This window comes from Halalkalibacter sp. HAAS-P014 (assembly GCF_056619965.1).
The window spans coordinates 15270-41542 of the sequence record NZ_JBWQTV010000003.1 but is presented as its reverse complement, the minus strand read 5'-3'; the positions used below and the strand labels follow the sequence as shown (position 1 = coordinate 41542).

The following is a 26273-nucleotide window of genomic DNA, read 5'->3' as shown; positions in this document are numbered from 1 at the left end:
ACTCTGTAGCTTAGGTCCAGTAGGATTTCCCAATCCAGGTCCCCTTCGTCGCCGTAAGGGTGGTTTCCCTTTATACTGAATTTGACGTTGTCACCAAGCGTCAGACTGGATTACCACTTAGTCTACACTGCAATCCTCTTTAAATGTCATATGAACAGTCTAGGAGATTTCCTCAACAGTTCCTTGCCATTCTTTTATCCTCTTTTGCAGAGTAGATTTCATATGGGTAAAAGTCAAAACCTGTTGGCCGACAGGTTTTAACCTCATTTCCATAATCCCCTCTAACTCCACTCAAGGCAGGCTACGCTGCAGACAAACTCCCTAGCTTGCCTTTGCAGGTTCATACCCTTTGTCCTGGTATCATACTCCTGTATGGACCGAACAAAAGGCCTCCACAGTAGGAGGGTCAACGCCCACATGCCTTTGCGGATCGCCCTACTACCTTTTCTCCCAGCTCTGACCCAAGGCTGGGCGCCTCAAGCCAAAACAAGGAGCTTCATCGATGTGCCCTTTGGCGGATTTTTAGCCCCGCCTTCAAGAATGGAGAACCGACTAGAATACTGCACCACTCACATGATAAGCAATTATAGCATGAGCTAATTCTAAGCTCAATGGAAAAGCCTTGAATTAATGGTCACGCTCTGCCACATAGTTCGTCAGTGTTAAAAGCAATTGATGATTCATGTTTACTTTATATAAATATTCCTTTGCCTTAATCATATGCTCATTAAGTTTTGCCTTCGCACCATTTAAACCAAGTAGGCTAGGATATGTGCTTTTATTATTTCCATCATCACTGCCTATTGGTTTACCAATTGTCTCAGTATCTCCTTCAACATCTAAAATGTCATCTTTTATTTGGAACATAAGACCAAGTTCCTTTGCAAACAATCGTAAATGTCTGATATCATCATCTGTTGCTCCTGCAATAATAGCACCTGCAACAATCGATACTGTAAGGAGTTCCCCTGTTTTATGGTGATGAATGTAAGCTAGCTCTTCCAAGGAAAGTGATCTATTTTCTCCTTCCATATCAGCTACTTGCCCACCTACCATCCCTTTAGGCCCTGCTGACTTTGCTAACTCTTGAATTAGCTGTAATCTATGCTGAGGAGATAAATCGTCCATTTGAGCAACAATCTCAAAACTGTATGTAAGTAGAGCATCCCCCGCTAAAATAGCTAGCGCTTCTCCGAAAACTTTATGGTTTGTTGGCTTCCCCCGTCTTACATCATCATCATCCATTGCTGGTAAGTCATCATGTATAAGTGAATATGTATGAATCATCTCAATTGCACAAGCCATATCTAACCCTTTTTCGATTGGCTTATCAAAACTTTTTAACGTTGCAAGTAGCAAGGCCGGTCTAATGCGCTTTCCCCCAGCAGCTAACGAATAAGCCATCGCCTCTACCAAGTTACTAGGAGAAGTTAAACGTTCTAAGTGTATAGGAAATCGGTCTTCTATCCGCTCATTTATTTCCTTTAAAAAAGAAGTTAGTTCTAAACCCACTATTTACTCATCCTCCTGAAAATTCAACAATTCCAACTCTCCATCTTCATGGAGGATTTGGTCCATCTGCTTTTCAACTTTTTCAAGTTTTTCATGGCATTGCTTTGACAATGCCATTCCTTCTTGAAACATCGAGATCGCTTTTTCTAATGGTACATCCCCTTGCTCAAGACGTTCAACCACTTGTTCTAACTCTTTCATTGCTTCTTCAAAGCTACGTTCATTTTTTTCGGTCATTCTTATTTCCCTCCTCTTATAAGGAATCAGTTTCTTCAACGCGACAAGCTACTGTCCCATCTTTCAAACGAATATTCACCTTGCTACCGGTAGTAACTTGTTGGGTAGATTTTACTAATATTTTCTTTTCTTGGTCATAAACTAAACTATAACCACGATCCATTAAACGTAAAGGGCTAAGAAGATTTAGTTCACCAATGGCTTTTTCAAAAGAAAACCGTTTATTTTTTATTTCTTCTTGCATTACTTTCATTAATGACTGCTGCAATTGATTCGTTTGATCTTTCACTTGTTTGATTTTCACTTGTGGGTGCAAACTAGTTAACCTTGTATCTAAATGCCTTATTTGATTAGCTGGCTCCACTAAAGTTGCTTTATTGGCTCGCTTTAATCGTTCTAATAATCCATCAAGTTGTTGCTCTTTTTGACGAATAAGTTGCTCTGGATAACGAAAAGCATATGAGCGCTTTAATCGTTCCAACTTGGTTATTTCTGAATTTATTCTATCTTTCATGTTTTTTTCTAGTCTTTTTTTCATAATCGCTAAAGACTTTAGAACTTCTTTCTGGTCAGGCACAGCTAATTCAGCTGCACCAGTAGGAGTAGGCGCTCGTAAATCGGCAACAAAATCACTTATCGTAAAATCTGTTTCATGGCCAACAGCCGAAATAATTGGCACTTTCGCGTTAGAGATTGCTCTTACAACTCCTTCATCATTAAATGCCCATAATTCCTCAATAGATCCCCCTCCACGACCTACGATTACACAATCAAAGCAGTTTGCAAGATCTGCTTGTTCAATAGCGCGCATAATTGATCCAGGTGCTTGATCTCCTTGTACAAGAACAGGCAGAAGTGTAATTTGCGTAATAGGATAGCGACGTTTTAACGTCGTAACGATATCACGTATGGCTGCACCTGTAGGAGAAGTAATCACAGCAATACGCCCAGGAAATAGAGGGATTGACTTTTTTCGTTCAGCTGCAAATAACCCTTCCCTTTCAAGTTGTGCCTTTAGCTTTTCATACGCTAAATACAAACTACCTACTCCATCGGGCTGCATTTCCTTTGCATAAAATTGATATTGACCATACGGTTCGTATACATTTACTTCTCCACGTACCAAAACCTTCATTCCATTTTCAGGTTTAAATGCTAAGTACCGGTTATGTCCTGCAAACATGACTGCCTGCATTCTTGACTTATCATCTTTGATAGTAAAGTACATATGGCCACGACTATGCATTTTGACGTTTGAAAGCTCTCCTCTTAACCAAACACTTTGGAGCATTACATCTTCTTCCATTAGTGATTTTATATAACGAGTCACTTCAGATATCGTTAATACATTCTTAGTCGTCATTTTGTACTCCTACAATCGTTTTCTTGCTGATAAAACGGTATTTTCAAGTAACATTGTAATGGTCATAGGTCCTACGCCTCCAGGAACTGGAGTGATGTAAGAAGCTTTTTCTTTTACGCTCTCAAAATCAACATCTCCACAAAGCTTTCCATCGACTCGATTAATTCCTACATCAACCACAACTGAACCTTCTTTTACATCATCAGCAGCAATGAATTTCGGTTTCCCAATAGCGACAATTAAAATATCTGCAAGGTTTGTCATTTCACGTAAATTTTTTGTGCGAGAATGTGTATATGTAACTGTTGCATGTTCATTTAACAATAACTGTCCAACCGGCTTTCCAACAATATTACTACGTCCTACAACGACAACATGTTTACCAACTAGATCTATTTCAGCTTCTTTTAGCATTTCTACAACCCCAAAAGGAGTACATGGTAAAAAGGTATCTTCCCCTGTCATCATCTTTCCGATGTTTATTGGATGAAACCCATCTACATCTTTATTCGGCGAAATCCTCTCAATAACAGCCTGTTCAGAAATATGTTCTGGGATAGGCAATTGCACTAAAATCCCATCAATTGACTCATCTTTATTTAGTTGATCAATCTCTGCTAATAATTCTTCCTCAGAAATTGTAGTAGGTTTTTCAATTAATACTGAATGAATTCCTGCTTGCTCACAAGCTTTTTGTTTTGCCCTTACATATGTTTGCGAAGCTGGATCTTCTCCTACTAAGATCACAGCCAATCCTGGTACTATATTTTGCGTGGCCAACTGCTCTACGTCTCTTTTTAACTGTTCTCTCTTTTTAGCTGCTAGTTCTTTTCCATTTAATAAAAATGCTGTCATAACAATTCCACTCCCTTAATTCAAACTAATCTTGCAACTTCTCAATCGCTTTTTGCAATACACCATTTACAAACTTCCCTGATTCTTCCCCACCAAACGCCTTAGCCAGTTCAATTCCTTCATTAAAGGTTACTTTAACAGGAATGTCATCAATGTATTTCATTTCATAAAGTGTCATACGTACAATCGCTCTATCAACTAGACCCATTCGTTCAATTGTCCATCCTTGAAGACTTGATGAGATAATAGGATCAATTTCACTTTTATGTTCAACCGTCCCACGTATAAGGTCAAGCATAAATGGACTTGGTGTTTCTTCTTCATCCACCACGCTATTGATAGCAACATCTATGTCGCTCTCTGTTAAGTCTATTTGATAGAGTGCTTGTGCAGCTCTCAGTCTTGCTACTCTTCGATTCATTAGTCAAACTCCCTTGTACGTTTAATATGTTGATAATAGCATAACACGTAGAGTGAAAACAGAACAATTTACATTGAATTATTTGAAAATTATTGATTTCTGATGTTTTTTAATCCATACTTTCGCGCTATACCTCTATCTCTTCAGCCATTACTATTATAGCCCAAAAAAACTTGATTCAAAAAGCAAAAAACAACCATAAACGGTTGCTCATTTAGAATGTAAAAGGAAAAAATAGAACCCAATTACTATCTATTCGCCTCTTCCCATAAAAAAAGTTGTCTCTTAAGATTTAGCTCTCTACATAGCACAGTATTCTGTGTCTTATAGGCCAGAACTTGATCTTGAGACAACCTTAGAATTTTACTTTTTAAGCTTCCTCTTGTTCAGGTGATTCTGCTGTTTCAAATTGAACACCAACTATATGAACATTAATTGCTTGAAGTTCGATCGCTGTCATCGTCCGTAAGGCTTGTTGGACATTTGATTGGATAAGGTTTGCCACTTCCGGAACAGCTACTCCGTACGAAATAACCACAGATACATCCACGGTTATACCATCTTCACCTAATTCAACTTTTACACCTTTTCCGTGATTTTTTCTACCTAACCTCTCTGCAACCCCAGTAGCAAAGTTTCCTCGCATTGTCGCTACTCCATCAACCTCAGATGCAGCAATCCCTGCAATAACTTCAATTACTTCAGGTGAGATCTCGACCTTCCCGAGTTCTGAATTTTTTTCTTCTAATTCGAGAATATGGTTCTCATTCATTCTATTTCCCTCCTAAATTATATACTTTTACTATTATCATTTAGAGTTTCATTGACATAACATCATACTTTTCGAGGAACTTTGTATTAAAATCACCCGAAACAAAGGTTTCATGGTTCAAAAGACGAAGGTGAAATGGAATGGTAGTCTCAACACCTTCAACTTCAAATTCTTCTAGAGCCCTCTTCATCTTCGCGATTGCTTCTTCTCTAGTAGCTCCATGAGTGATAACTTTTGCTACCATCGAATCATAAAATGGAGATATCACATATCCCGGATAAACAGCCGAATCCACTCTCACACCTAGCCCACCTGGTGCTAAATAGTTTGTGATCTTGCCAGGGGAAGGCATGAAATTCTTAGCTGGATTCTCAGCGTTGATTCTACATTCAATCGACCAACCTTGAAAGGTCACATCCTCTTGCGTAAGCGAAAGCGCCTTACCACTTGCTACGCGAATTTGTTCTTTAATTAAATCCACTCCGGTAACCATTTCTGTAACAGGATGTTCAACTTGAATCCGAGTATTCATTTCCATAAAATAGAAATCCCCGTTATTATGATCATAGATAAACTCTACCGTTCCAGCTCCTGAATACTCTACAGCTTTTGCTGCATTAACAGCCGCTTCACCCATAGCTTGTCTAGTCTCAGGAGAAATTGCTGGAGAAGGAGTCTCTTCCAGTAACTTCTGTAAACGACGTTGAATGCTGCAATCCCTTTCCCCTAAATGAATGACATTCCCATGATTATCAGCAAGCACTTGGATTTCTACATGCCTAAAGTCTTCAATGAACTTTTCGAGATAGACTCCTGGGTTTCCGAAGGCTGTTGCAGCCTCTTGCTGAGTGATGTTCATTCCTTTTTTAAGTTCTTCGGGATTTCTAGCAACACGAATTCCTTTTCCTCCACCCCCAGCAGTTGCTTTGATAATAACTGGGTATTCTATCTCTTCTGCTACTGCAAGACCATCTTCTACTGTGTCAACGATCCCCTTAGACCCTGGTACAATTGGGACCCCTGCTTTTTCCATCGTCTTTCTGGCTACATCTTTTGTTCCCATTTGATTAATAGCAGTAGGACTCGGTCCAATAAAGGTGATATTACAAGCTGTACAGATTTCGGCGAAATCTGCATTCTCAGCTAGAAACCCATAACCTGGATGAATTGCATCTACTTCTGTTAAAGTAGCTGCACTCATAATATTTGTTACATTTAAATAGCTTTTATTAGAAGGTGTTGGACCAATACAAACAGCTTCATCTGCCAAACGTACGTGTAAAGAGTCTTTGTCTGCTTCTGAATAAACAGCTACTGTTTCAATCTCTAACTCTCGACAAGCACGAATAATTCGCACTGCAATTTCCCCACGATTTGCAATTAAGACCTTTTTTATCATCGTATCTCTCCTATATTAAGCAAGTTCGACAACAAATAAAGGTTGTCCGTATTCTACTAACTCACCGTTTTCAGCAAGGACTTCTATAATCTTCCCTTTAACTTCTGCCTCAATCTCATTCATCAATTTCATCGCCTCCACAATACAAACGACAGAATCTTCGTTCACTTGATCCCCTTGTTTTACATATGGGTCAGAATCAGGTGACGGTGCTGCATAAAACGTCCCTACCATCGGCGATGTAATTGTATGTACATTTTCTTTTACAACTTTTTGTTCATTTGACGCTTCTGGAACTTGTGTGACAGCTGAAGCTTCCTCCTTTTGTAATGGTGGAGCAGCAGGTGACGGTGCTGGTATATTTCTTGAAACCTCTACAACCTTTTCTTGGACAGCTGCTTTTTCTTTTTTTAGAACTAGTTTTGTCCCATCTTGCTCAAACTTTAATTCATCGACATTTGATTGATCAAGTGCTTTAATTAATTCTTTTAACTCTTGAACTTTTAACATACGAATGCACTCCTCTATACTTCCCGTTATGATACTAAAAAGGGATCTCTCAAAATATTTAAACGTATTATACCATGTTTATCTACTATTACTAATTTTCTACAAGGTTTACTAAAACCCTTCTATGTAATTTCTTGCCTAGCATCACAATGAATGGGCTGCCTCAACACATGCTTTCGAAACACGTCCAACGTGATCATAAATAAAATTAGATACCAGATCCTGCGTCTTTAAGGGGTATACAACCTTATGAGACAAAGACCACCAATCTATTACTCTTCTGCAGCGTTTGTTTCACTTTCTGCAACTTCGTTTTTTACTAACGCATCTTTTTTATATTGGCGAAACACTGGGAATTCTGATAAATTATCTGGAATTTTCCCATTTTCTAAAAGGATAATTTTTACGATGTCTTTATTTCTTGCCATATGATATTTATCACCGTACTCATTTTCCTGTGTATATCGTTTAAGGTTTTTATAATCTTCTTCTTGAATTGAAATAGCGTATGTATCTTCTTCGCCTTCTTCAGGGATTTGTTCAAATCCAATCTCAAACTCAACGATTTGGATATTATCATTTTTGATATTCCGTGTTTGTTCTAGCACGGCTTTCGCGCCTTCTGTTAAATCATTCCATTCCATAGCAATCGCTCCTTTTTGGTTACTTTGCGTATTATATCATACAAGAATATAGTGATGCATCTCGAGTTTTTTAGTGAATTATGAGAATAGTTCAGTTTATAACCTAGAGCAAGCTACCATAACTTTGAATCGTCAATCTAGCTTGTAAAACAACAAAAGAGAAAGCCACCATTATAGAGGCCATTGATTAAGGTACCATTTCCCCTTTTTCATTGTCCTTCCAAAATGATGGCTTTACATCTATTTAATTCGATGATTGGTGAGCAACTGTAATATTATTTTGACCTAATTGATCATAAGTCATGCTTAAGATTTCATTTGCTTGTTCTGGCGACAACTCATCTGTTTGAACAATGACACGAACTTGATCTTCTTCTGCCATCACTAGAGCATCTTCAAAACCTTTTGCAATAATAAGTGTCTCTAATTGCGATTCTTTCTGTGCTAATCGTTGTAACTCGATGCTTTTATCATGTGCTTGTGATTTTAATTCAGCCGGCGCATCAGCTGAAGCGACGATTTGTGTATATTCTTCAGCCATGCGATCTCGAGATGCTTGTAGTTCCATACGAATCGATGCAAAAGCCTCATTCGTCGAAATACTTGAAATCACACCTGACTCCGTTTCTTCAGCCTCAGCCTCCTCAATCTCTTCAGCGATATTCACAACTACTTCATTAGCATCGCCCTCAATAATTTCTTCTAAGTCCATATCCATATTTGCATCCATATCAGATTCTTCTTGAACTTCATCAAATGCTACTTCTTCACCTGGTACAGGCCCCGGAGATTGTACATAATACACAGAAAGAACGATAATTAAACTTAACATTGTTAATAACCAAACCGTTTGTTTTTTTAATACCATTATAAATCCTCCTTTGTTTTCTTCGGCATTACCGAAACTCTATGACTTGGTACATCAAGTGAACGACTTACTGCTTCGACAACCCAACTTTTCACTTGGGCATTTTCAACTCCTTTAGCAACTACTAGGACCCCCCGAATATTCGGTTTCTCTTTTTGAATTAGGATGGGTTCTTCTTTATCACCATTTCGGATGATAACAAGCTGTTCGTCACGAGTGATATCTTCAACTTGCCTCGTGCCTCCTTCACGGTCTGTTTCATCCGTGTTTTGCTGCTTTTCATTCGTATTTCTTTCATACACATTACGCTCTGTATCAGCTAGATTAATCATCACCGACACATCGGAAATGCCGACTATTTGTTCAAGCACTTCTTTCAACTGGTTTTCATAGCGCATTTCATAGTCTCTCATCGAATTAGGTTCAGCTGATGATGATTCTCTCCCAAAAGCTGGTTCAGCTTCTTCCTCTTCTTCACTAAAGACGGGTAAGGATTGTTCTTCATCTTCTGTTGGATTTGTCAGAAGGTTGCCCGTAATCATGAGCGCTACACCTAAACATCCTAGAAGCAAAATATAATGGAGAGGCAATCGTTTCTTTCCATTCCCCGGCTTCTTAAATAGGGCTTGTAGCCATTGTTGATCCTTCTGTTCATCGTGATTCATTGCGCTTGTTTCCCCCCTTCCCAAGCTAGTAAGATCTTCTCTTCAGTGATCTGCCAATTTTCTGAGAGAAATTGCTGAACAGATTTTAGATCATAACTCGTATCATCTGTTTCCTTGTCAATCGTTTCAGATGTGTCAATCCGAACAACTTCAATAGGCGAAACATCTTCTGAACTTGGTTGTTCAGTATCAGCTAGAGTACTTAGTGATTGAACGGAAACATGGATCGCATTTATATGCTCTTCAATTTGCGTGACATCCATTGCTTCATCAATATCACTATCAAGTTCAATTTCGACTTGCTTAATTTGAAGCGAGTGTTGATCTTTCAGTGTCTCTGCAACTTGTCTTTCTAATTGGACAGCCACCTGTTCTAAGGTATATGCACGTACTCCCAAATCTATTTCTCTTTTTTGTAAATTTATTGTTTCATTTATTGTCTCTTCTGTCCGCTCTGCCTCACGCGAAAGAGAAAAGAGCCATTCATCAACATCTTCAGTAAAAATAGACAATATCGGTTGCAGCATCACAACTAGCAAGAGCAAACCTACAACCATTTTGACGTACCTTTGCATATTCGAATTTGGCAGCATCAATTCTAATATTGTTGCAAGTAAAATAAGTAGAATAATATTCGTTAGCCATTCCGTCAAAAAGCCCAAGGTACTCTCTCCTTTCTAGCGAATTATGCTATGTGAAGCTTGTACTTCCTAGCGAATCATCAAAGATAAGTTACCTGCTGCCACCATAATCGTGATTGCTAAAAAAAACATAAGACAGACAACTGCCATAGCAGCAAAAACAAAGATTACCGCTTTTCCAATGATGGATAGACACTCAGTAATGGGGCCTCCCCCTAACGGTTGAAGAATAGCAGCAGATAAATTGAAGATCAGTGCTAGTGATAATACTTTAATCGCCGGAAAGGCACAGAGCATCAGTAATATTCCTAAACCAGCAATACCAATTGTGTTTTTTAATAGAAGGGATGCACTTAAAACAGTATCAGCTGCATCTGTGAACATTCGCCCTATAACTGGAACAAAGTTCCCTGCAATAAATTTGGCTGTCCTAACTGTAATCCCGTCGGATACAGCAGTTGCTGCACCTTGTACTGAAATAACTCCTAAGAAAATTGTTAGAAAAACGCCTAATGCTCCGATCGCAATATTTCTAAGAAAAGTAGCTAGTTTCGTAACTTTATAATGATCTGTGAGTGTACTGACAATACTCAGAATTGTTGATAAGAACAAGAGGGGCAGTACAATATGTTGAATCAACAAGCCACTTGTATTCACTAGAAAGATGATTAAAGGATGAAACAAAGCTGCAGAAGTGATATTCCCAATAGCAGCCATCATAGCTAATAATAAAGGGAGCATTGCGATCATGAAATGTACCATACTGTTAATTGCATCTTGAGCATAAGATATCGCTACATGAAAACTATTAAGAGCAATCAGCATTAGTACCATGTAAGTAATAGCATATGCTACTTTGCTTACTGTCTGTTGCTCAAAAGCATTTTGAAGAGACTGTAGCACCATACAGAAAACCGTTAATAAGATGAGTGAACCAAGTAATTTCCCATTTACTAACAACTCGTGTAGTAAGAACTTAACAAAACCAATCGCCCACTCTTTAATTGAAAATTGTTTGTCTCCTCGCACAAACTCCATAAATGACCCTTTTTGACTTTCTGGAAGAAAGCCACCATATTCTGTTGAAATTTCTTCCCAAAAAGTTCGGATTTCATCGAGCTGTAGTTGTTCTATTTGCTTTTCTACAAACCCTTGTTCATCAGGTAGTTCCGGTTCAGTTTCAGCTGAGCTGAGTGGCGCAAACAGTAATATGACGATAACGATGATTATTCCTTGAACGATGAACCGTTTATTCACGCTTGTCCCCCCAATCTACCTCCCCTCTCTACGTTGGTAAAAGAGAGAGAACCATTTCAATTACTGCTGTTAAGATTGGTATTGCCATCACTAAAATGAGTATTTTTCCAGCAAGTTCGATTTTAGAAGCTATTGCAGCTTGTCCTGCATCTTTGGCAATTTGCGCACCAAACTCTGCTATGTACGCTATTCCAATTATTTTTAAGATCGTCTGTAAATACATCATATTCATATTTGCTTGATCTGCTATCTCTTCAAGCATCTTTATAATTTCAACAATTTCATCTATAAGAAAAAGAAATATTAGAACACCAACAAAAACTGTTAGCATAAATGCAAATAACGGTTTTTGTTCTTTTACGACTAGGGCTAGGAAGGTTGCGATAAGTCCTAACCCGACAATTTGGATAATATCAATCGCAACTCACTCCTTTACCCCTGAAACAGGAATACCCCTTTAATTTTCTGGAACAAGTCATCTACAATTGTTGCTACCATATATAGCACAACAACAAATCCAATAAGGGTAACCCAATGGGCCCAATCTTCTTTACCCATTTGCTTTAGGACCGTGTGAATCATTGCAACAACAATTCCAATTCCTGCTATTTGAAAAATGGTGTTAACATCATACACCACAACTCTCCTCCTCCTGTCCGTCACAACATCAGAATGACTATTAATAGCCCAAATAGAAACCCTAAGCTTTTGATCATTCGTTCATATCGATGTTGGCGATCTTTTGCCTCTTGCTCTTCACGCTCTAGATGAGCTAGCGTTAACTTAATTTGCTTTTGTTGTTGATCACGATCATGTTGACCGAGCGTTGCGCCAAACTGCATCATCACTTCCCTCTCGCTATCTAACATTGAGGTTTGTGCCCATGTTTCATTTATGCTTTTCTCCCATGCTTCAAATGCTGTTTCTTGCTGATTTAAAAGTCGTTTGGAAAAACACTCAAAAAAGCTCGATAAAGGCTTTGGCATTTGTTTCGCCACATGCTCACTTGCTTCAGCTAGCGGTGTTAGTCCATACATAATCTCAGCTTCAAGTGACTGAATAGCTACCTTTAGCTGGCGGAGTTGTTTAGGTCTTTCACTAAGTCGCTTTGCACATTCAAAGCCGATCCATGTTGCAGTGATAATAATTATGACAGCACCAAACATCTTCACTTCACTGCCACCACATCTTTTCGCTCTTGATTTCGAACTCTTCTCACAACACCCGCTCTCGTTGTTCTTGTCAGTTCAACACTCCGTTCAAAGACACCTAGTTCGATTAATGTTTTCAAAGCAGGTCTACGTTCGATATCTTCAACTGAAAAACCGTGGGCTGTTGTCATTACTTTTACACCAGCATGGAGAGCCTCTTGAATCGCCATAACATCTTCTTCTCTTCCAATTTCATCGACAATAATGACATCAGGACTCATCGAGCGAATGAGCATCATCATTCCCTCTGCCTTTGGGCATCCATCTAAAACATCGACTCTTGGACCTAATTCTAATTGAGGAACCCCCTTCATGCTTGCTGCAATTTCTGAACGTTCATCAACGATCCCCACTTTTAGAGGGGCGATATTACGACTTGGCATACCTTGACTAATTAATCGTGCTACATCACGCAACATCGTTGTTTTTCCAGTTTGAGGTGGTCCGATAAAGATCGTATTTAACCACCTTTGATCATACAATTTTGATACGAGGGCCTCAGCCACACCAATAGACTGTCTAGCAATCCTAATATTAAATGAGCTTATATCTCTTAAAGTTTTTACTTGTCCGTGATCGAGGACCACCTTACCAGCTAAGCCAACTCTGTGCCCACCTTTAACAGTAATAAACCCACGCCGCAATTCTTCTTCAAAGGCATAAATTGAATACTGGCTTAGTTGATTCATTAAATATTTAGCATCCTCTGCTCTTACAAGATAATGCCGTTGTTGTAATGTTGGGTAATATGGCCGGCCTCCGGCAATGACTTCAAGAGGCCGGCCAACTCGAAGGCGAATTTCTTCAACTTTTTGTATGATTTCAGCTTCTAATTGGTTAATTATTTCTCGTATATTTTCTGGTAAGATTGATGCTATATCTCGTAACATGTCACCTTCATCCCTTTCTTATTTTCTAATTCCAATAAGAATTAATAGAACCCCTGCTCCAATAAAAACAAATTTTGATACCGACAACCTATCTGACATTCCTATTAACCCTAACGCGACAGAGGTGATAAAAATGGTGGGACCAATAATGGCGAGCATTGCATTTAATGCGACAGCTTTTTCAATACTATTAAATTTAAGAATCAACCCCGCTACTGTTAGTTCGATCAGCCCTGATAATACCCTTAGGCCAACCATTATTAGTAGTGTCATTTCGATTGTATAAAACCAAGTTTTCATTCTTCCACCTCAACAATATTCGCTTTGTACAACCTTATGAATGAAGGAGTCTATTCAGAACAAAAAAAGGCTACAGAAAATGGTAGTGCACCTTTTTCTGCAGCCTTTAAGCAATGAAAGAAACCTTTATATTGATATCGAGCCTACTAATTGTCTCTAACAGCTTATTTATATTGTTTTGGTACTATAACTAACTTTTAAATTAAGTATTAATCCACAGACTTTCTATATCCCAAATAAAAAATAATGAAAGTGAACAGCGTTAGGAAAATAAACCCAGCAAATATATTACTATAAATGAGCGCATCACCTACAGCGATTGAAAATGGATTTACCTTCCACTCCACACCACTTTTAATATTATGATCAAGGATCTTCCCAATAATAGCCGCTCCAAACGCTCCTGATATAAAGTTGATAAGGTTATAGATCCCCATCCCTACTCCCGCTTTCTCAGTTGGTAAACTTAAAGTAACTAAGCTCACTGTAGAAACTTGTAAAATTGGAAACGCACCATAAAATAATATAATCGCTAGAGCAAAAATCCACACTGTAGCACCACTTAATGTTGATAGAGCAAAAAAAGCAACATTCATCACGATAAAAGCTATATACAAAACTGTTTTGGTTCTAAAGCGTCCTACCAATAAACCAGCTAATCTACCAATAAAAACAGCGAAAATTGCTGCAGGAAATAGGACAAGTCCAATTCCTTGTGTTCCTAATCCATTACTATCATTTAATAGAATCGGCAACATAAACATAACACCATTCATCGTTACCATTCCTAAAAAAACTACTAGAATCATTGTCCGAAAAGGAATATTTACGAATAAACTAAGGGGGATAAAAGGATCTGTTGCTTTAACAAGTCTCCAAATAAATAAACTAATAAAAAGAAGAAACAATAGAAAAGAAGCCCAATATAATGTTGTTATGAACGTGATAATCATCGAAACACTTCCTGCCATTAACACAGCACCTAGTATATCGACTTTGCCGTCCTTCTTCTTTTCATCAGGTAACAACCTTCTAAAAAATGGTATGGTCAAACATACAAACATGGAAATCAAAAATAAATATTTCCAATGAAATGCACCTGCAACGAAACCACCAATAACCGGACCTACGCCGGCTGCAAAGGCCATCGTTGAGGAAACAATACCTAGAACTTTCCCTTTCTCATTAGGGAAGTAGCGTGATGGCACCAAAAAAACAAGTGCAGGAATCGCGGCTGCACCACACGCTTGAATCATTCTTGAACCTACCACCATAACAAAATTTATTGAAAAGAAACCGAGTAATGACCCTGCAGCAAATAAACTAACTCCAATTGTTAAAAGAGTTTTAAAAGAATAAATATCTGCTAACTTCCCGTATATCAGGGCAGAGATGGCATAAAAAATAACATATCCTGTAACCACCCAACTTACTTGAGAGGGCATTAAGGAAAAATATGCTGCAATTTCTGGAACAGCAACCATAAACATTGTTGCATTCATTACTGAAAACAAGAGGGCGATACAAAGTAAGATTATCAATTTTTTCTTATCCGATTGATCCAACATCTTTTTTACTTTGTTTTCTTCCACTAAAGTTGTCATATTTCAGTCTCCTATCTTTTGTTGCATCCATTCACATAAATATTTCGCTTGTCGAAATATTACAGGGCAAGTATCCCTAAATATCTTATTATCAATAATTATAATTTTACAAGATTATTCAATTTTGCGCTATAGGTCGCAAGTTACTTTAGTTACAAATCAAAATCAATAAAACAAAAAAGCCCGCTCAGTAAATGAGCAGACTAGAGCTATTATGCACGGGAAACATAGGCACTACTACGCGTATCAATAACTAACACATCACCTTGATTAATAAAGAATGGCACTTGTACCGTCAAACCAGTTTCTAATGTTGCTGGCTTCGTACCACCCGAAGCTGTATCTCCTTTAATTCCAGGTTCTGTTTCAGTCACCTCAAGTTCAACGGTATTTGGTACTTCAACACCAATCGTTTCACCTTGATACGTCATGATTTGAACAACCATATTTTCTTTTAAAAATTGTAGTTCATGTTCAATTTGAGCTGTCGGCAACTCAATTTGTTCGTATGTCTCATTGTCCATAAACGCATGCATGTCTCCACTAGCATAAAGATAAGCCATTCGACGGTTTTCAATATGTGCCTTAGAAACCTTCTCTCCTGCACGGAATGTCTTTTCTTGAATCGACCCAGTACGAAGATTACGCAATTTAGAACGTACAAAAGCGGCTCCTTTTCCTGGCTTTACATGTTGAAATTCTATGACTTGCCAAATTCCGTTGTCCACTTCAATCGTTAGACCTGTTTTAAAATCGTTTACAGAAATCATCATTAATTCCTCCATATCTTATCCATGCTTCGACGATCAGTCACAATCTTTACTATACCACAGCTTGGTAAAAGTTTCTTTACTAATTTACTATATAAAAACTATGCAAATACTGCAATAATCCAAATCGTATCGACAGAAATTATTCACCTACTATTAATAATTCTTTTGGAGAATGCGTGAAAGAACGATTTCCCTCTTTCGTAATTAGTACATCATCTTCAATTCTGGTTCCACCTACGCCAGCGATGTAAATACCCGGTTCAACTGTAACAATCATCCCTGGCTCAAGAACTGTTTGTGATTTCATTGATAGAGCTGGACCTTCATGCACTTCCATACCAAGGCCATGACCAGTCGAATGCCCAAAATATTCACCGTAGCCTTTTTCACTAATATAATCCCTTGTTAAAGCATCTGCTTCTTTCCCTGTTATGCCAGCTTTAATTCCATTCATACCTCTTAACTGAGCCTCTAATACTGTGTGATAAATCTTCTTCAGTTCATCACTTACATTCCCAACTGCAACGGTTCTTGTAATATCTGAACAGTACCCTTTATAATAGGCGCCAAAATCTAAGGTGACTAATTCACCTTTTTCGATTACTTTCTCACTCGCTACTCCATGAGGAAGCGCTGATCTGTAGCCGGACGCAACGATGATATCAAAAGATGAGCTAACAGCACCTTGTTTTCTCATAAAGAACTCTAACTCATTTGAAACTTCTAATTCTGTTAGCCCTGGACGTATAAAATTTATAATATGATCAAACGCAGCATCTGCAATATTTGCAGCATCTTGAATAATGTTAATTTCCTGTTCATCTTTAATTAATCTTATATTTTCAATTAAGCCTGCCACCGGAATTAATGTAACATTCTTTAAATGGTTAGAGTAGATTTCATGTCCTTCATATGTAAGATGTGCTTTTTCAAACCCAATATTTTCCAACCCTAACTTTTCTACTTGTTTTCCTACCTCTTCGAAAATCGGACCTGTATGCTGAATTATTTCATACTCTTTTGCTTGTTCTTTCGCTTGTTCAATATAACGAAAGTCTGTTATGAATAGCGCTTTTTCTAATGTGACAAGCGCCACTCCAGCCGTTCCAGTAAATTGTGTCATATACTGTCTGTTGTAGTTACTTGTCACTAACAACGCTTCTAATTGATGCTCTTTTAACTTATTTCGTAATGCTTCAATACGATTCATCTGCTTCCCTCTTTCTACCTATATTTTCCGGTTTGTTTTTACTAATTTATTGTAGCACAAACCCTAAGCGAACAAAGCAGTTTTTGATACTGAAGCCTATTCACTCTTATACTGTTCTGCATATTCATAAGATATAGAATAACCAATAAATGCACCATATAGGACATACAGGCAGATCGATGTAATGATCGAATTAAAATCAAGGTTTGCAACCGATTTTAGACCTGGGAAAAATGGGTTTAACACATAGAAAACAAGTAACCATAAAACTAATCCAAATCCTACACCCGCCCACAAATTATTAATTTTTTGTAATAGAACTTTATATAAAAAAGCTATACCAATAGAGATAACAGAGATCACAGCAACCCCTACAAGCTGACCAATGTACGTATCCTTCCAATCTGCTATAACAAACGGCATTAAGGCTAAAGCAGGACCTACTCTAATAAAATTAAAATAAAAAGCAAAGTAGCCAACAAGTGACCATATAAGCCCCCCAAATAAACCTATTAACGTTACTTTTGTTGGAAAAGACATTTGCTCTTCCTGTTTGTTCCTTTCAATTTGTTGTTTTTCCACAATGTCCACCTCCACTTTTAGTATGTCCAGAATAAAGCTTAAAAGTCATGAAATTTAAGTTGTCCAAATAGAATGAAACCACCCAATCTAGGGTATACTATAAAAAAATGTTTTTTCGAGTAATGCTTACCATAGAGGATTTTACCAAATTGGTGTAGAATTAAACTATAAATGTTCTAAACTATTCGCACTCCGGAGAAATTATTTTATAAAGAGGTATTTGAAATAGCTAAATTGTTATTAGTTATAAAAACAATAAAATTAGTATTGCACGTGATACCTATATTACTCCTTTAATCGCCAACAACAGGCGATAAGCATAAAGTACTACAGTACGAACGAGACTTACCTTACCTGTTGGAGTCCCCTAATATTAAGTTTACAAACAACAGAGATTGTTAAGCCTTTGATCATCAATAATACTATTGGAGGTGTAGACACATGCGGTCAGTAATGAAATACATCATCCCAGCTGTTCTGTTCTTTGCTGTTATTGGGCTTGGTTACGAACTTATCTTTAATCCAGTCGGTTTTTTCACTAGAATCTTAATGATGATAGGGTTTATCGCTGTTATTTTTCTTATTTATCGTTGGTTTATGTCTCGGAGGTACGGCACACCTTTATTCCCTTCTCAATCTGGTCCGAACAGAGCACAACTCCGGAAAGCCAAACGAACAAGTGCCCAACGGCAAACTTCACCTGCTCCTAAGGCTGTATTTAAACCAAAGCAAACAAATGTCGTAAAAGCTAAGAAGCAGATAGTTCGTTCGAAACCTCGACGAGATGGGCATAATTTAACCGTCATTGAAGGCAAGAAAAATAAAAAGAAGAAACGAGCTTTCTTTTAATTGCTCGTTTCTTCTTTTTTTTTATAAGTATTATTATTATCTAATACTGTCGTTGTTAATAATATCGTTTCTGAAATGTTGAATGACCTATATAAATTTTAAACACTTATGTTGATTAAATTAGTAACTCCATCTTTTTAAAAAGTGGTTCGTTTCTTCCTTTCCTAGTACAATTAATTTCTCTTTTTGTTCCTCTGATAATTCAAAGTCTGTTGCTTTCACACTAAGAACTGGAATAAACACTATATTTCGCGCATGGTCTTCGTCTATATACTTGATATCATGTGCGGATGTCATTGTTTCAAATAAGGCACGATACATCGTGATGGCATTATTAATTTTTTTAGGAGGCATTTCACTTAATTCTGGTTTTAATTGGAACCCAATCGCTGGACGTTTCCACCTTTTTGGATTCCCATCCATAAATAACCACATTGGGAAATTGCTTAATAACCCACCATCAACAACATATGATGCTCTGCCACCACTAGCTCTGTCATAGATTTTTACTGGTTCAAAAAAGTATGGAATGCTACAGCTCATTCGGATTGCCCTCGCGATAGGAAATTTTTCTGGAATTACTCCATACTTCTGTAAATCATCGGGTAAAACAAGTAACTTCCCTTTTGTTAAATCCGATGCAATGATCTTCAATGACCCTTTAGGAATGTCCCCAAAGGTTTTAACCCCTTTTTTCTCCAGCGCTGCATTTATCCATTTCTCCAGTTCATTTCCCTTATACAATCCGAGTCTAAAATACAGATGTATCCACTTAGTAATAGCAAAAGGAAGAATAGACATTCGTTCATCTTTAAATTTCTCAAGTTTTAAATTATCAAGCAACTCAAATATCTCTTCACTCGTATACCCTACTTTTATAAGTGCACCAATAATAGAGCCTGCACTTGTTCCAGCAATACGATCAAATTCATAACCTTTCTCCTCCATCACTTGGAGAGCACCAATAAAGGAGAATGCTTTTACACCGCCTCCTGCAAACACACCATCAACTTTCATGAATATCGCCTCCCACTTCATCCTTATGAACATAAGAAAGTAGGACAACCTAAAAAAATAAAAAACACCCACGTTTTTTTGTGGATGTCTTATTGTTCAACTTCTTCATTTCGTTTTTGGACTTCCCTTAGCTCTTCTACTCGATCCTCTTTTTCTTGAAAATACTGAACCAAATCTCCGATTCGATCAATCGCGTCCCAGCTAAGATGATGTTCAATTCCTTCTACATCTTGGTAAATATGTGTGTCGTCGACCCCAATTAATCGCATAAAATCTTCTAAAAGTTCATGGCGATAAACCAATCGTTTACCAATTTTCTTTCCTTTTGCAGTTAGAACTAACCCACGATACCGTTCATATATTAAGTAGTCACTCTTATCTAGCTTTTGGACCATCTTTGTTACCGATGAAGGATGGACTTCTAATGCCTCAGCGATATCGGAGACTCGAGCATAACCTTTCTCCTCAATCAACATATATATTCGTTCTAAATAATCTTCCATACTAGGTGTTGGCATAGTGTCCCCTCCATATTATTTAAGCCACAAATACTGGCTATTTTAGGTACATAATACAAAAAAATTGTATCATATCCCTATTCTGTTACTCCCAAACTGTTACAATTTAGACGTAATAGTTTTATTTTACAACAGAATATAGGTTTAGGACAATGAGGTTATCCAACTTTATGTGAAGTATTCCATTTTTGCTTCTGGAAAAAACCGATCTATATAGGATTGTATCGTTTCTTTTAGTTCAGTTGCTTGCTCATCTTTATAAACATATTTCCCTCTACCATATTTCCCCCATTTATATTTTCTTTCTTCCTCGTTCATTTCAAGCTTAGATTTAGGGTACCTTTTTTGAATAATATTCTTTGCTGTTTTTGTGAAACGATGTTGTATAAGTTCAAATGTAAGCTCTTTCTTAGCGTAAGAGGGTAACGTTGATTCCAAACGTTCAAATAATTCATAATAACCCTCTTTCCAGTTTTCATGCCAAATAATCGGAGCTACAATAAACCCTAAGGGATAATCAGCCTTAGCTACTTTCCCAGCTGCTTCTATTCGTTCTAGAAACGATGACGTTCCCGGTTCAAAGTGTTTAATAACATAATCTGAATTAACGCTAAAGCGAAACCTAGTATTGCCATTATGTTCTGCATCTAGTAAATGATCTACGTGATGATATTTCGTTACAAAACGTAATCTTCCTAAATCTGTTTTTCCAATATGTTCAATTGTCTTTTTTAATGAGTGTGTTAAGTGGTCTATCCCTACAATATCGGATGTACACGCTGCTTCAAAACGAGTAATTTCAGGTTCTCTTTCCGCGATATAGTTATCTGCAGCTTCAAATATTTCTTCCAAGTTTACATATGTTCGTATATATGGTTTATTTCCTAAAGTTGTTTGTAAATAGCAATAATGACAATGCCCCATACAACCTGTCGCTAATGGAATCGCATATTCAGCTGATGGTTTTGAAGTATCAAACTTTAGTGTTTTTCGCACGCCAATCACAAGTGTTGATTTTGCATTTCGGTATTGCTGTAATTCATTGTCTCCTGGAATATTTCTCACTTGATTATGTGATGTAGTCTCTCTTATTTCTACACCTTTTTGTTCAAATTTCTCCTTTAATTCTCGGCCTAACGGGTACTCAAGTGCACCTGGTTCAATATAGACAAGCTGTGGTTCAAATGGCTTCACCTTTTATACACCTCTTTCTTATAGACATTACAGGGTCGCTTTACTATAATGTGCACATCTTTATTATTCAGCCTAGAAGTTATTAGAAACAAACATAAAGAAGAGGACTAAGTTTATCCGACTCAGTCCTCTAATTGTACTTTTATATATTAGTTTTTATTAAAGTCCACATTTCAACTGTGCTCCACAGCTTGTACATGTATTACATCCACCAAGATCCTCAACTTGACCTTCACGACAAACTGGACATGTATTCCCTACCTCTGACCCTATAGTAACATTAGTCGATCTCACTTCAGAAATCGTATCAATTAATACTACTTTCTTTTTAGATTCTGATTGTTCTGTTTCATCATTGAAACGATTCTCTTCTGCCTTTAATGATAGAACTTGTGTATCACGACTTCCATCTACATAAACCGTTCCACCTTTTGCACCACCACGATAGAGGCGCTCATAAACAGCTTGAACTTGTTCTACAGTATAACCACGAGGAGCATTTACAGTCTTGGAAAGAGAACTGTCCACCCAACGTTGAATAATGCATTGAACATTTGCATGCGCTTCGGGAGATAATTCCATTGTCGAGACAAACCATTCAGGAAGCTGTTCAGGGTCTGCATCAGGGTTTGATCGTAAATACTCTTCCACAATTTCTGCTTTAACCTCAATAAACTTACCAAGACGACCACTTCTGAAATATGAGAATGAGAAATATGGCTCAAGACCAGTTGAAACCCCAACCATCGTACCTGTACTTCCAGTCGGAGCAACGGTTAGTAAGTGTGAATTACGTATTCCATGTTTTAAAATACCTTGTCTAATATCTTCTGGCATTTCCTTCATGTATCCTGTATTGATAAAAGCATTGCGAAGCTCTTTTGTTTCTTTTTCTGTTGAGCCCACTAAAAATGGGAAACTTCCTTTTTCTTTAGCAAGTTCCATGCTTGTACGATATGCCGTTGTAGCAATTACCTCAAAAACCTCATCTACAAGCTTATCTCCATCACTTGATCCATAAACTGCTTCACAATAAATTAGCAGATCATGAAGCCCCATAACGCCTAGTCCAACTCTTCTTTCACCTTTAGCTTGCTTTGTATTCTCCTCTAAGAAGTAAGGCGTTGCATCAATTACATTGTCTTGCATGCGTACACCGACTTCAACAGTCTTTTTCAACTTAGCAAAATCGACTTCCTTTGTCTCTTTATTAGCCATTTCTGCTAAATTTATCGCTGCAAGGTTACAAACTGAATAAGGAGCAAGTGGTTGCTCTCCACATGGATTTGTTGCAACTACTTTTTGCCCATATGCTTTTGCATTTGTTTTTTCATTTGCATTATCAATAAAGAAAATACCTGGTTCAGCACTATACGTTGCACATATATTAATAAGGTTCCAAAGTTCCTTCGCTTTAATGATCCGGTACGTTCTCACTCCATAGCCTAATGCGCTCCACTCACGGACATCACCGATTTCATGCCATTTTTCATTATAAGCAGCCATTTCTTCTTCGCTATAATTCTCAACATCAGGAAAACGTAATGCGTATTCTTCATCATTTTCAACAGCTTCCATAAACTCCTTTGTTAAACAAACAGAAATATTAGCTCCAGTTAGAAATTCTGAATTGTTAACAGAGTATGTTCCACCGACTTGTAACTTTTCTTCTGCATCTTGGATGACTTTAGGATCAAACCCTCCTAGGCCTGGAATGGTTTTATAGTTTATAATCCCTTGATACATCGATTCTTCAACTTCTGTTAAAGGTGTGAATGAGAGTTTGCCTTTAACGAGCTTTTGAATTTGTTCATCGTCTGTATTTTCAAGTAAAAAGCGCAAAATACGTGGGTTTTGCATCTTTGAAATAATGAATTCTAAAACATCTGGATGCCAATCTGATAGCATAATCATTTGGGCTCCACGTCTTGAACCACCTTGCTCCACAAGATGTGTTAACTTTGCAATATCATCTAGCCAAGAAACGGATCCTGAAGATTTACCATTTACTCCACGAGCGAGTGTATTACGAGGCCTTAATGTTGAACCATTCGTCCCAACCCCTCCACCACGGCTCATAATTTCCATTACCTGCTTACGGTGTTCAGAAATCCCTTCACGTGAATCCTGAACATATGGCATTACATAACAGTTGAAGTATGTTACATCTGTTTCAGCACCTGCACCATACAACACTCGTCCCGCTGGAATAAAGTTCATTGCAACGAGTTGCTCATAAAATTGCTTAAACGCTTCTTGTCTTTTCTCCTCTGTTGGTTCTACTGAAGCTAGTCCAGTTGCGTTTCGTTTTGCAATCTGCTCATAAAACAACTCAAGAGGCTTTTCAATCGTATCAAGCGAACGAGAAACAATGCCACTTTCCGCCTCATCCCCCTCAAGTACTCCCCTAAACTCTTCATCAACAAGTACCTTTGCAACGTTTGTTTCATGATCTAGTTCGATCACAAAGCCGTAACCGCGAGCCGGAAACTTCGGATCATCCTTTACTGTTAAGACAACAAAGTCACCTTCTTTTAATGTCTTCTTTTCCGTATCTTTAAATGTATAGCGGTCTAACATTACTAGTCGTGATACACCTTTTTGTGTAATCTTCATATCACTCGTTATAGGATGTACTTGAGAAAATTGCTTAATATCCTCATTTAACCTTTCAACGTTTAGGCGCATTACTCTTGACATTGTCATCGCCATTCGCTTCTCCTCCTCTTATTCGGAAACTCTATTAAACACTCGCTAATCTAGTTTGTTTATAAATCGTTATTTAGTTCTTTTACGATTATTCTTGGCTAAGCTTACCACAAGACTATTATTAGATTCAATATATTGTGCTCAGTTTTATTTTAAATACACCATATATTGTGCCAGATTATATTTTTACTCTTTTTGTCAACTTTGTAATAAATCATAAATTGAAGCATTTACGAGTTTAAGAGATTTTTATCCGTTTTATTTCGACAAAATGAATAAATTTGTCTCTTGCTAAATTTTCATTTCGTTCAACTTCTTATCACATCACTGATTGCCGATTCAATCAATTTAGTTGACAAATTTTTTACTAGATGAATGATAATATTGTGATATCCTAGAAACACAAAAAAATAAACAATCTTCTATAAGTTAGACAAACTGGAGGAATCATAATGGAATATATAGTCCAAAATGAAAAATTAATCCCTAGAAAAGACGCAACAGTCCACTTTGATGATCGTGGTTATTACTTTGGCGACGGAATTTATGAAGTAGTAAAACTTTATGAAAGTCGTCCATTTGCCATGGAACAACATCTAGATCGCTTTGTTGAAAGCGCGAAAAAACTTGACCTACCTCTCCCCTTTTCGAATGAGAAAATAACTGAATTAATATATACATTAGTTGAGAAGAACTCCATTCAAAATGGGACCGTCTATTTTCAGGTCACACGTGGTATCGAGCCAAGAAATCACTTGTATTCACGAGATGCAACTCCTGTATTTACAGCTTTTACACAACAGTCTCAAAGTATTGAAGCCATTCAAAAAAATGGCATAAATGTATGGCTTACAGATGATATTCGCTGGCTTCGTTGCGATATTAAGACAATTAATCTACTAGGAAATGTCATTGCTAAACGTAAGGCGGCAGATAATGATTGTCTAGAAGCGATCCTTCATCGGGATGGAACGATAACTGAAGGCTCTTCATCAAATTTATTTTTAATCAAAGATAAAGTACTTTATACCCATCCTGCTACAAACTTAATTTTGAACGGAATTACGAGACAACTCATTATTAACTTAGCCCAAAAACATAATTATGCCGTTGTAGAAGAACCTTTTCCAGTCGAGGTGCTCGAACATGCAGACGAAGCATTTATTACAAGTACATCGTTAGAGATTACACCTATTGCAACCGTAAGTGGACAATTATCAACGTCATTCCCTGTAGGCCCAGTAACTCAAGACCTTCAAACTAAATTTAAAGAACTATTACCTAATAAATAATAAATAGTTCCATAGTTTTACCCTTAAAGTCAAAGAGACTTGTCTGTATATATCGACAAGTCTCTTTTTAATTATTTTCTATAATTCCATTCGTCGTTCTCATAGCGATCTCTTGCAATCTGCATGACCACTTTATTTTCCTTTTCAGACAGGGTATATGGTTCCAATTCTATATTCAAGCCTTTTTCAAACCCTCTTTTAAATGCAGCTTTCGCCTCTTCCTTTGATAATGGCTCGTTACGAAGAGCATTGATTGCTACAGCTTTATTCTTAAAATTCTTCTGCATACGTTCACGTAGTCTATCACTAGAATAGTTAAATAAATCAAATAACTTATCTTCATCAATATCCAAAATAATTGATCCGTGCTGCAAAATGACACCTTTCTGCCTAGTTTGCGCACTACCAGCTACTTTACGTCCTTCTACAACAAGCTCATACCATGACGGCGCATCGAAACAAACGGCAGATCTAGGATTTTTGAGTGCGCTTTTTTCTTCCTCAGTACGGGGAATGGAAAAATAAGCGTCCAATCCTACATCTTTAAAACCCTCTAAAATCCCTTCAGATATAACTCTATAAGCTTCTGTAACCGTTTTAGGCATTTCTGGATGTTGTTCGGAAACAATTACACTATATGTTAATTCATTATCATGTAACACGCCTCGACCACCTGTAGGCCTGCGAACAAACCCTAAGCCGTATTCGTGTACTTTATCCATATTGATCTCTTTTTCTACTTTTTGAAAATATCCGATTGACAAAGTTGCAGGATTCCAACCATAAAAGCGAATTGTAGGAGGGATCAATCCTTTGCTATGCCAATCCAGTAACGCTTCATCTAAAGCCATATTATAAGCAGGAGAACAATCTCCTGAATCTATGTAACGCCAAGTCTCCTTCATCTTACATCGCTTCTTTCCATCTATTATCATTTGTTATTTTAACAGAGGTTTCCTTGTTGAGCCAAGCAATTTGCC

29 protein-coding genes are annotated in these 26273 nt (G+C 37.5%); 2 read left to right on the top strand and 27 right to left on the bottom strand.

Annotated elements, in window-relative coordinates; all coding sequences use genetic code 11:
• Positions 1-627: 627 nt before the first annotated feature.
• The 22 genes from AC1FXZ_RS02795 to AC1FXZ_RS02690 all read right to left on the bottom strand — a co-directional run bounded on the left by AC1FXZ_RS02795 (position 628) and on the right by AC1FXZ_RS02690 (position 17714).
• Complete coding sequence (locus AC1FXZ_RS02795; protein ID WP_480050773.1) at positions 628-1512, bottom strand: polyprenyl synthetase family protein; 885 nt, start codon at positions 1510-1512, stop codon at positions 628-630.
• 3 nt (positions 1513-1515) lie between these two features.
• Positions 1516-1749 carry an exodeoxyribonuclease VII small subunit gene (locus AC1FXZ_RS02790; protein WP_480050771.1) on the bottom strand — a complete coding sequence of 78 codons (234 nt, stop codon included), beginning with the start codon at positions 1747-1749 and terminating at the stop codon, positions 1516-1518.
• Between the two features lie 16 nt (positions 1750-1765).
• A complete protein-coding gene (gene xseA / locus AC1FXZ_RS02785; RefSeq protein ID WP_480050769.1) occupies positions 1766-3112 on the bottom strand; it encodes an exodeoxyribonuclease VII large subunit in 1347 nt (448 codons plus the stop codon).
• A 9-nt stretch (positions 3113-3121) separates the two neighbouring features.
• Positions 3122-3967, bottom strand: coding sequence for a bifunctional methylenetetrahydrofolate dehydrogenase/methenyltetrahydrofolate cyclohydrolase FolD (folD, locus tag AC1FXZ_RS02780; RefSeq protein WP_480050767.1), 846 nt, complete (start codon positions 3965-3967; stop codon positions 3122-3124).
• A gap of 25 nt (positions 3968-3992) precedes the next feature.
• Positions 3993-4388, bottom strand: a complete 396-nt coding sequence (gene nusB / locus AC1FXZ_RS02775; protein ID WP_480050765.1) for a transcription antitermination factor NusB — start codon at positions 4386-4388, stop codon at positions 3993-3995.
• Between the two features lie 370 nt (positions 4389-4758).
• Positions 4759-5160 (bottom strand): Asp23/Gls24 family envelope stress response protein, encoded by a 402-nt coding sequence (locus AC1FXZ_RS02770; protein ID WP_480050762.1) that lies wholly within the window; start codon positions 5158-5160, stop codon positions 4759-4761.
• Positions 5161-5200: 40 nt separating this feature from the next.
• Positions 5201-6559 carry an acetyl-CoA carboxylase biotin carboxylase subunit gene (gene accC, locus AC1FXZ_RS02765; protein ID WP_480050760.1) on the bottom strand — a complete coding sequence of 453 codons (1359 nt, stop codon included), beginning with the start codon at positions 6557-6559 and terminating at the stop codon, positions 5201-5203.
• Positions 6560-6574: 15 nt separating this feature from the next.
• A complete protein-coding gene (accB, locus tag AC1FXZ_RS02760) occupies positions 6575-7069 on the bottom strand; it encodes an acetyl-CoA carboxylase biotin carboxyl carrier protein (RefSeq protein ID WP_480050758.1) in 495 nt (164 codons plus the stop codon).
• Positions 7070-7341: 272 nt separating this feature from the next.
• Complete coding sequence (locus tag AC1FXZ_RS02755; protein ID WP_480050756.1) at positions 7342-7713, bottom strand: hypothetical protein; 372 nt, start codon at positions 7711-7713, stop codon at positions 7342-7344.
• A 244-nt stretch (positions 7714-7957) separates the two neighbouring features.
• A complete protein-coding gene (locus AC1FXZ_RS02750) occupies positions 7958-8581 on the bottom strand; it encodes a SpoIIIAH-like family protein (RefSeq protein WP_480050754.1) in 624 nt (207 codons plus the stop codon).
• Positions 8581-9246 (bottom strand): stage III sporulation protein AG, encoded by a 666-nt coding sequence (gene spoIIIAG / locus AC1FXZ_RS02745; protein ID WP_480050752.1) that lies wholly within the window; start codon positions 9244-9246, stop codon positions 8581-8583. The genes AC1FXZ_RS02750 and spoIIIAG overlap by 1 nt, the downstream gene beginning before the upstream one ends.
• Complete coding sequence (gene spoIIIAF, locus AC1FXZ_RS02740) at positions 9243-9908, bottom strand: stage III sporulation protein AF (RefSeq protein ID WP_480050750.1); 666 nt, start codon at positions 9906-9908, stop codon at positions 9243-9245. Before spoIIIAF ends, spoIIIAG begins: the two co-directional genes overlap by 4 nt.
• Before the next feature lie 48 nt (positions 9909-9956).
• The gene (gene spoIIIAE, locus AC1FXZ_RS02735; protein WP_480050748.1) at positions 9957-11144 is read right to left on the bottom strand and encodes a stage III sporulation protein AE; all 1188 of its coding nucleotides are present in this window, start codon (positions 11142-11144) and stop codon (positions 9957-9959) included.
• Positions 11145-11172: 28 nt separating this feature from the next.
• Positions 11173-11562, bottom strand: coding sequence for a stage III sporulation protein AD (gene spoIIIAD, locus AC1FXZ_RS02730; protein WP_480051094.1), 390 nt, complete (start codon positions 11560-11562; stop codon positions 11173-11175).
• Positions 11563-11576: 14 nt separating this feature from the next.
• Positions 11577-11783 (bottom strand): stage III sporulation protein AC, encoded by a 207-nt coding sequence (gene spoIIIAC, locus AC1FXZ_RS02725; protein WP_034630453.1) that lies wholly within the window; start codon positions 11781-11783, stop codon positions 11577-11579.
• Positions 11784-11803: 20 nt separating this feature from the next.
• Positions 11804-12310: a stage III sporulation protein SpoIIIAB gene (gene spoIIIAB / locus AC1FXZ_RS02720; protein ID WP_480051092.1), complete on the bottom strand. Its 507-nt coding sequence runs from the start codon at positions 12308-12310 to the stop codon at positions 11804-11806.
• A gap of 2 nt (positions 12311-12312) precedes the next feature.
• Positions 12313-13245 (bottom strand): stage III sporulation protein AA, encoded by a 933-nt coding sequence (gene spoIIIAA, locus AC1FXZ_RS02715; RefSeq protein ID WP_480050746.1) that lies wholly within the window; start codon positions 13243-13245, stop codon positions 12313-12315.
• A gap of 18 nt (positions 13246-13263) precedes the next feature.
• Positions 13264-13545, bottom strand: coding sequence for a YqhV family protein (locus tag AC1FXZ_RS02710; protein WP_480050744.1), 282 nt, complete (start codon positions 13543-13545; stop codon positions 13264-13266).
• A 209-nt stretch (positions 13546-13754) separates the two neighbouring features.
• On the bottom strand, positions 13755-15149 hold the full coding sequence (locus tag AC1FXZ_RS02705; RefSeq protein ID WP_480050742.1) for an MFS transporter: 1395 nt from the start codon (positions 15147-15149) through the stop codon (positions 13755-13757).
• A gap of 212 nt (positions 15150-15361) precedes the next feature.
• Positions 15362-15919, bottom strand: a complete 558-nt coding sequence (efp, locus tag AC1FXZ_RS02700) for an elongation factor P (RefSeq protein WP_480051090.1) — start codon at positions 15917-15919, stop codon at positions 15362-15364.
• A 142-nt stretch (positions 15920-16061) separates the two neighbouring features.
• Positions 16062-17132: a M24 family metallopeptidase gene (locus tag AC1FXZ_RS02695; protein ID WP_480050740.1), complete on the bottom strand. Its 1071-nt coding sequence runs from the start codon at positions 17130-17132 to the stop codon at positions 16062-16064.
• Positions 17133-17228: 96 nt separating this feature from the next.
• Positions 17229-17714, bottom strand: coding sequence for a YqhR family membrane protein (locus tag AC1FXZ_RS02690; RefSeq protein ID WP_480050738.1), 486 nt, complete (start codon positions 17712-17714; stop codon positions 17229-17231).
• A 441-nt stretch (positions 17715-18155) separates the two neighbouring features.
• Here AC1FXZ_RS02690 and AC1FXZ_RS02685 point away from each other — a divergent pair, with 441 nt between their 5' ends.
• A complete protein-coding gene (locus AC1FXZ_RS02685; protein ID WP_480050736.1) occupies positions 18156-18563 on the top strand; it encodes an SA1362 family protein in 408 nt (135 codons plus the stop codon).
• A gap of 120 nt (positions 18564-18683) precedes the next feature.
• Here the strand turns inward: AC1FXZ_RS02685 and AC1FXZ_RS02680 are convergent, their stop codons facing one another.
• From AC1FXZ_RS02680 to AC1FXZ_RS02665, 4 genes are all read right to left on the bottom strand, one after another.
• Positions 18684-19580: a patatin-like phospholipase family protein gene (locus tag AC1FXZ_RS02680; RefSeq protein WP_480050734.1), complete on the bottom strand. Its 897-nt coding sequence runs from the start codon at positions 19578-19580 to the stop codon at positions 18684-18686.
• 89 nt (positions 19581-19669) lie between these two features.
• A complete protein-coding gene (gene mntR / locus AC1FXZ_RS02675) occupies positions 19670-20098 on the bottom strand; it encodes a transcriptional regulator MntR (protein WP_480050732.1) in 429 nt (142 codons plus the stop codon).
• 168 nt (positions 20099-20266) lie between these two features.
• A complete protein-coding gene (splB, locus tag AC1FXZ_RS02670; protein ID WP_480050730.1) occupies positions 20267-21292 on the bottom strand; it encodes a spore photoproduct lyase in 1026 nt (341 codons plus the stop codon).
• Between the two features lie 159 nt (positions 21293-21451).
• Complete coding sequence (locus tag AC1FXZ_RS02665; RefSeq protein ID WP_480050728.1) at positions 21452-24004, bottom strand: vitamin B12-dependent ribonucleotide reductase; 2553 nt, start codon at positions 24002-24004, stop codon at positions 21452-21454.
• Between the two features lie 449 nt (positions 24005-24453).
• Between AC1FXZ_RS02665 and dat the strand changes: the two genes are divergently transcribed.
• Positions 24454-25293, top strand: a complete 840-nt coding sequence (gene dat, locus AC1FXZ_RS02660; protein WP_480050726.1) for a D-amino-acid transaminase — start codon at positions 24454-24456, stop codon at positions 25291-25293.
• A gap of 71 nt (positions 25294-25364) precedes the next feature.
• Here dat and AC1FXZ_RS02655 read toward each other — a convergent pair whose 3' ends face one another.
• Entirely contained in the window at positions 25365-26198 is an 834-nt protein-coding gene (locus AC1FXZ_RS02655; protein WP_480050724.1) for a lipoate--protein ligase family protein, read from the bottom strand.
• Positions 26199-26273 lie beyond the last annotated feature (75 nt).

Bases quoted from the DNA above. Each gene is read 5' to 3' on its own strand.
- AC1FXZ_RS02710 (WP_480050744.1), bottom strand. From the start codon at position 13,545: ATGAAAACTTGGTTTTATACAATCGAAATGACACTACTAATAATGGTT.
- AC1FXZ_RS02685 (WP_480050736.1), top strand. From the start codon at position 18,156: ATGCGGTCAGTAATGAAATACATCATCCCAGCTGTTCTGTTCTTTGCT.
- spoIIIAB (WP_480051092.1), bottom strand. From the start codon at position 12,310: ATGTTTGGTGCTGTCATAATTATTATCACTGCAACATGGATCGGCTTT.
- AC1FXZ_RS02695 (WP_480050740.1), bottom strand. From the start codon at position 17,132: ATGAATCGTATTGAAGCATTACGAAATAAGTTAAAAGAGCATCAATTA.
- xseA (WP_480050769.1), bottom strand. From the start codon at position 3,112: ATGACGACTAAGAATGTATTAACGATATCTGAAGTGACTCGTTATATA.
- spoIIIAG (WP_480050752.1), bottom strand. From the start codon at position 9,246: ATGAATCACGATGAACAGAAGGATCAACAATGGCTACAAGCCCTATTT.
- folD (WP_480050767.1), bottom strand. From the start codon at position 3,967: ATGACAGCATTTTTATTAAATGGAAAAGAACTAGCAGCTAAAAAGAGA.
- efp (WP_480051090.1), bottom strand. From the start codon at position 15,919: ATGATTTCTGTAAACGATTTTAAAACAGGTCTAACGATTGAAGTGGAC.
- AC1FXZ_RS02755 (WP_480050756.1), bottom strand. From the start codon at position 7,713: ATGGAATGGAATGATTTAACAGAAGGCGCGAAAGCCGTGCTAGAACAA.
- accB (WP_480050758.1), bottom strand. From the start codon at position 7,069: ATGTTAAAAGTTCAAGAGTTAAAAGAATTAATTAAAGCACTTGATCAA.
- spoIIIAA (WP_480050746.1), bottom strand. From the start codon at position 13,245: ATGTTACGAGATATAGCATCAATCTTACCAGAAAATATACGAGAAATA.
- dat (WP_480050726.1), top strand. From the start codon at position 24,454: ATGGAATATATAGTCCAAAATGAAAAATTAATCCCTAGAAAAGACGCA.
- AC1FXZ_RS02750 (WP_480050754.1), bottom strand. From the start codon at position 8,581: ATGGTATTAAAAAAACAAACGGTTTGGTTATTAACAATGTTAAGTTTA.
- AC1FXZ_RS02705 (WP_480050742.1), bottom strand. From the start codon at position 15,149: ATGACAACTTTAGTGGAAGAAAACAAAGTAAAAAAGATGTTGGATCAA.
- AC1FXZ_RS02665 (WP_480050728.1), bottom strand. From the start codon at position 24,004: ATGGCGATGACAATGTCAAGAGTAATGCGCCTAAACGTTGAAAGGTTA.
- mntR (WP_480050732.1), bottom strand. From the start codon at position 20,098: ATGCCAACACCTAGTATGGAAGATTATTTAGAACGAATATATATGTTG.
- AC1FXZ_RS02770 (WP_480050762.1), bottom strand. From the start codon at position 5,160: ATGAATGAGAACCATATTCTCGAATTAGAAGAAAAAAATTCAGAACTC.
- nusB (WP_480050765.1), bottom strand. From the start codon at position 4,388: ATGAATCGAAGAGTAGCAAGACTGAGAGCTGCACAAGCACTCTATCAA.
- AC1FXZ_RS02790 (WP_480050771.1), bottom strand. From the start codon at position 1,749: ATGACCGAAAAAAATGAACGTAGCTTTGAAGAAGCAATGAAAGAGTTA.
- AC1FXZ_RS02655 (WP_480050724.1), bottom strand. From the start codon at position 26,198: ATGAAGGAGACTTGGCGTTACATAGATTCAGGAGATTGTTCTCCTGCT.
- AC1FXZ_RS02680 (WP_480050734.1), bottom strand. From the start codon at position 19,580: ATGAAAGTTGATGGTGTGTTTGCAGGAGGCGGTGTAAAAGCATTCTCC.
- accC (WP_480050760.1), bottom strand. From the start codon at position 6,559: ATGATAAAAAAGGTCTTAATTGCAAATCGTGGGGAAATTGCAGTGCGA.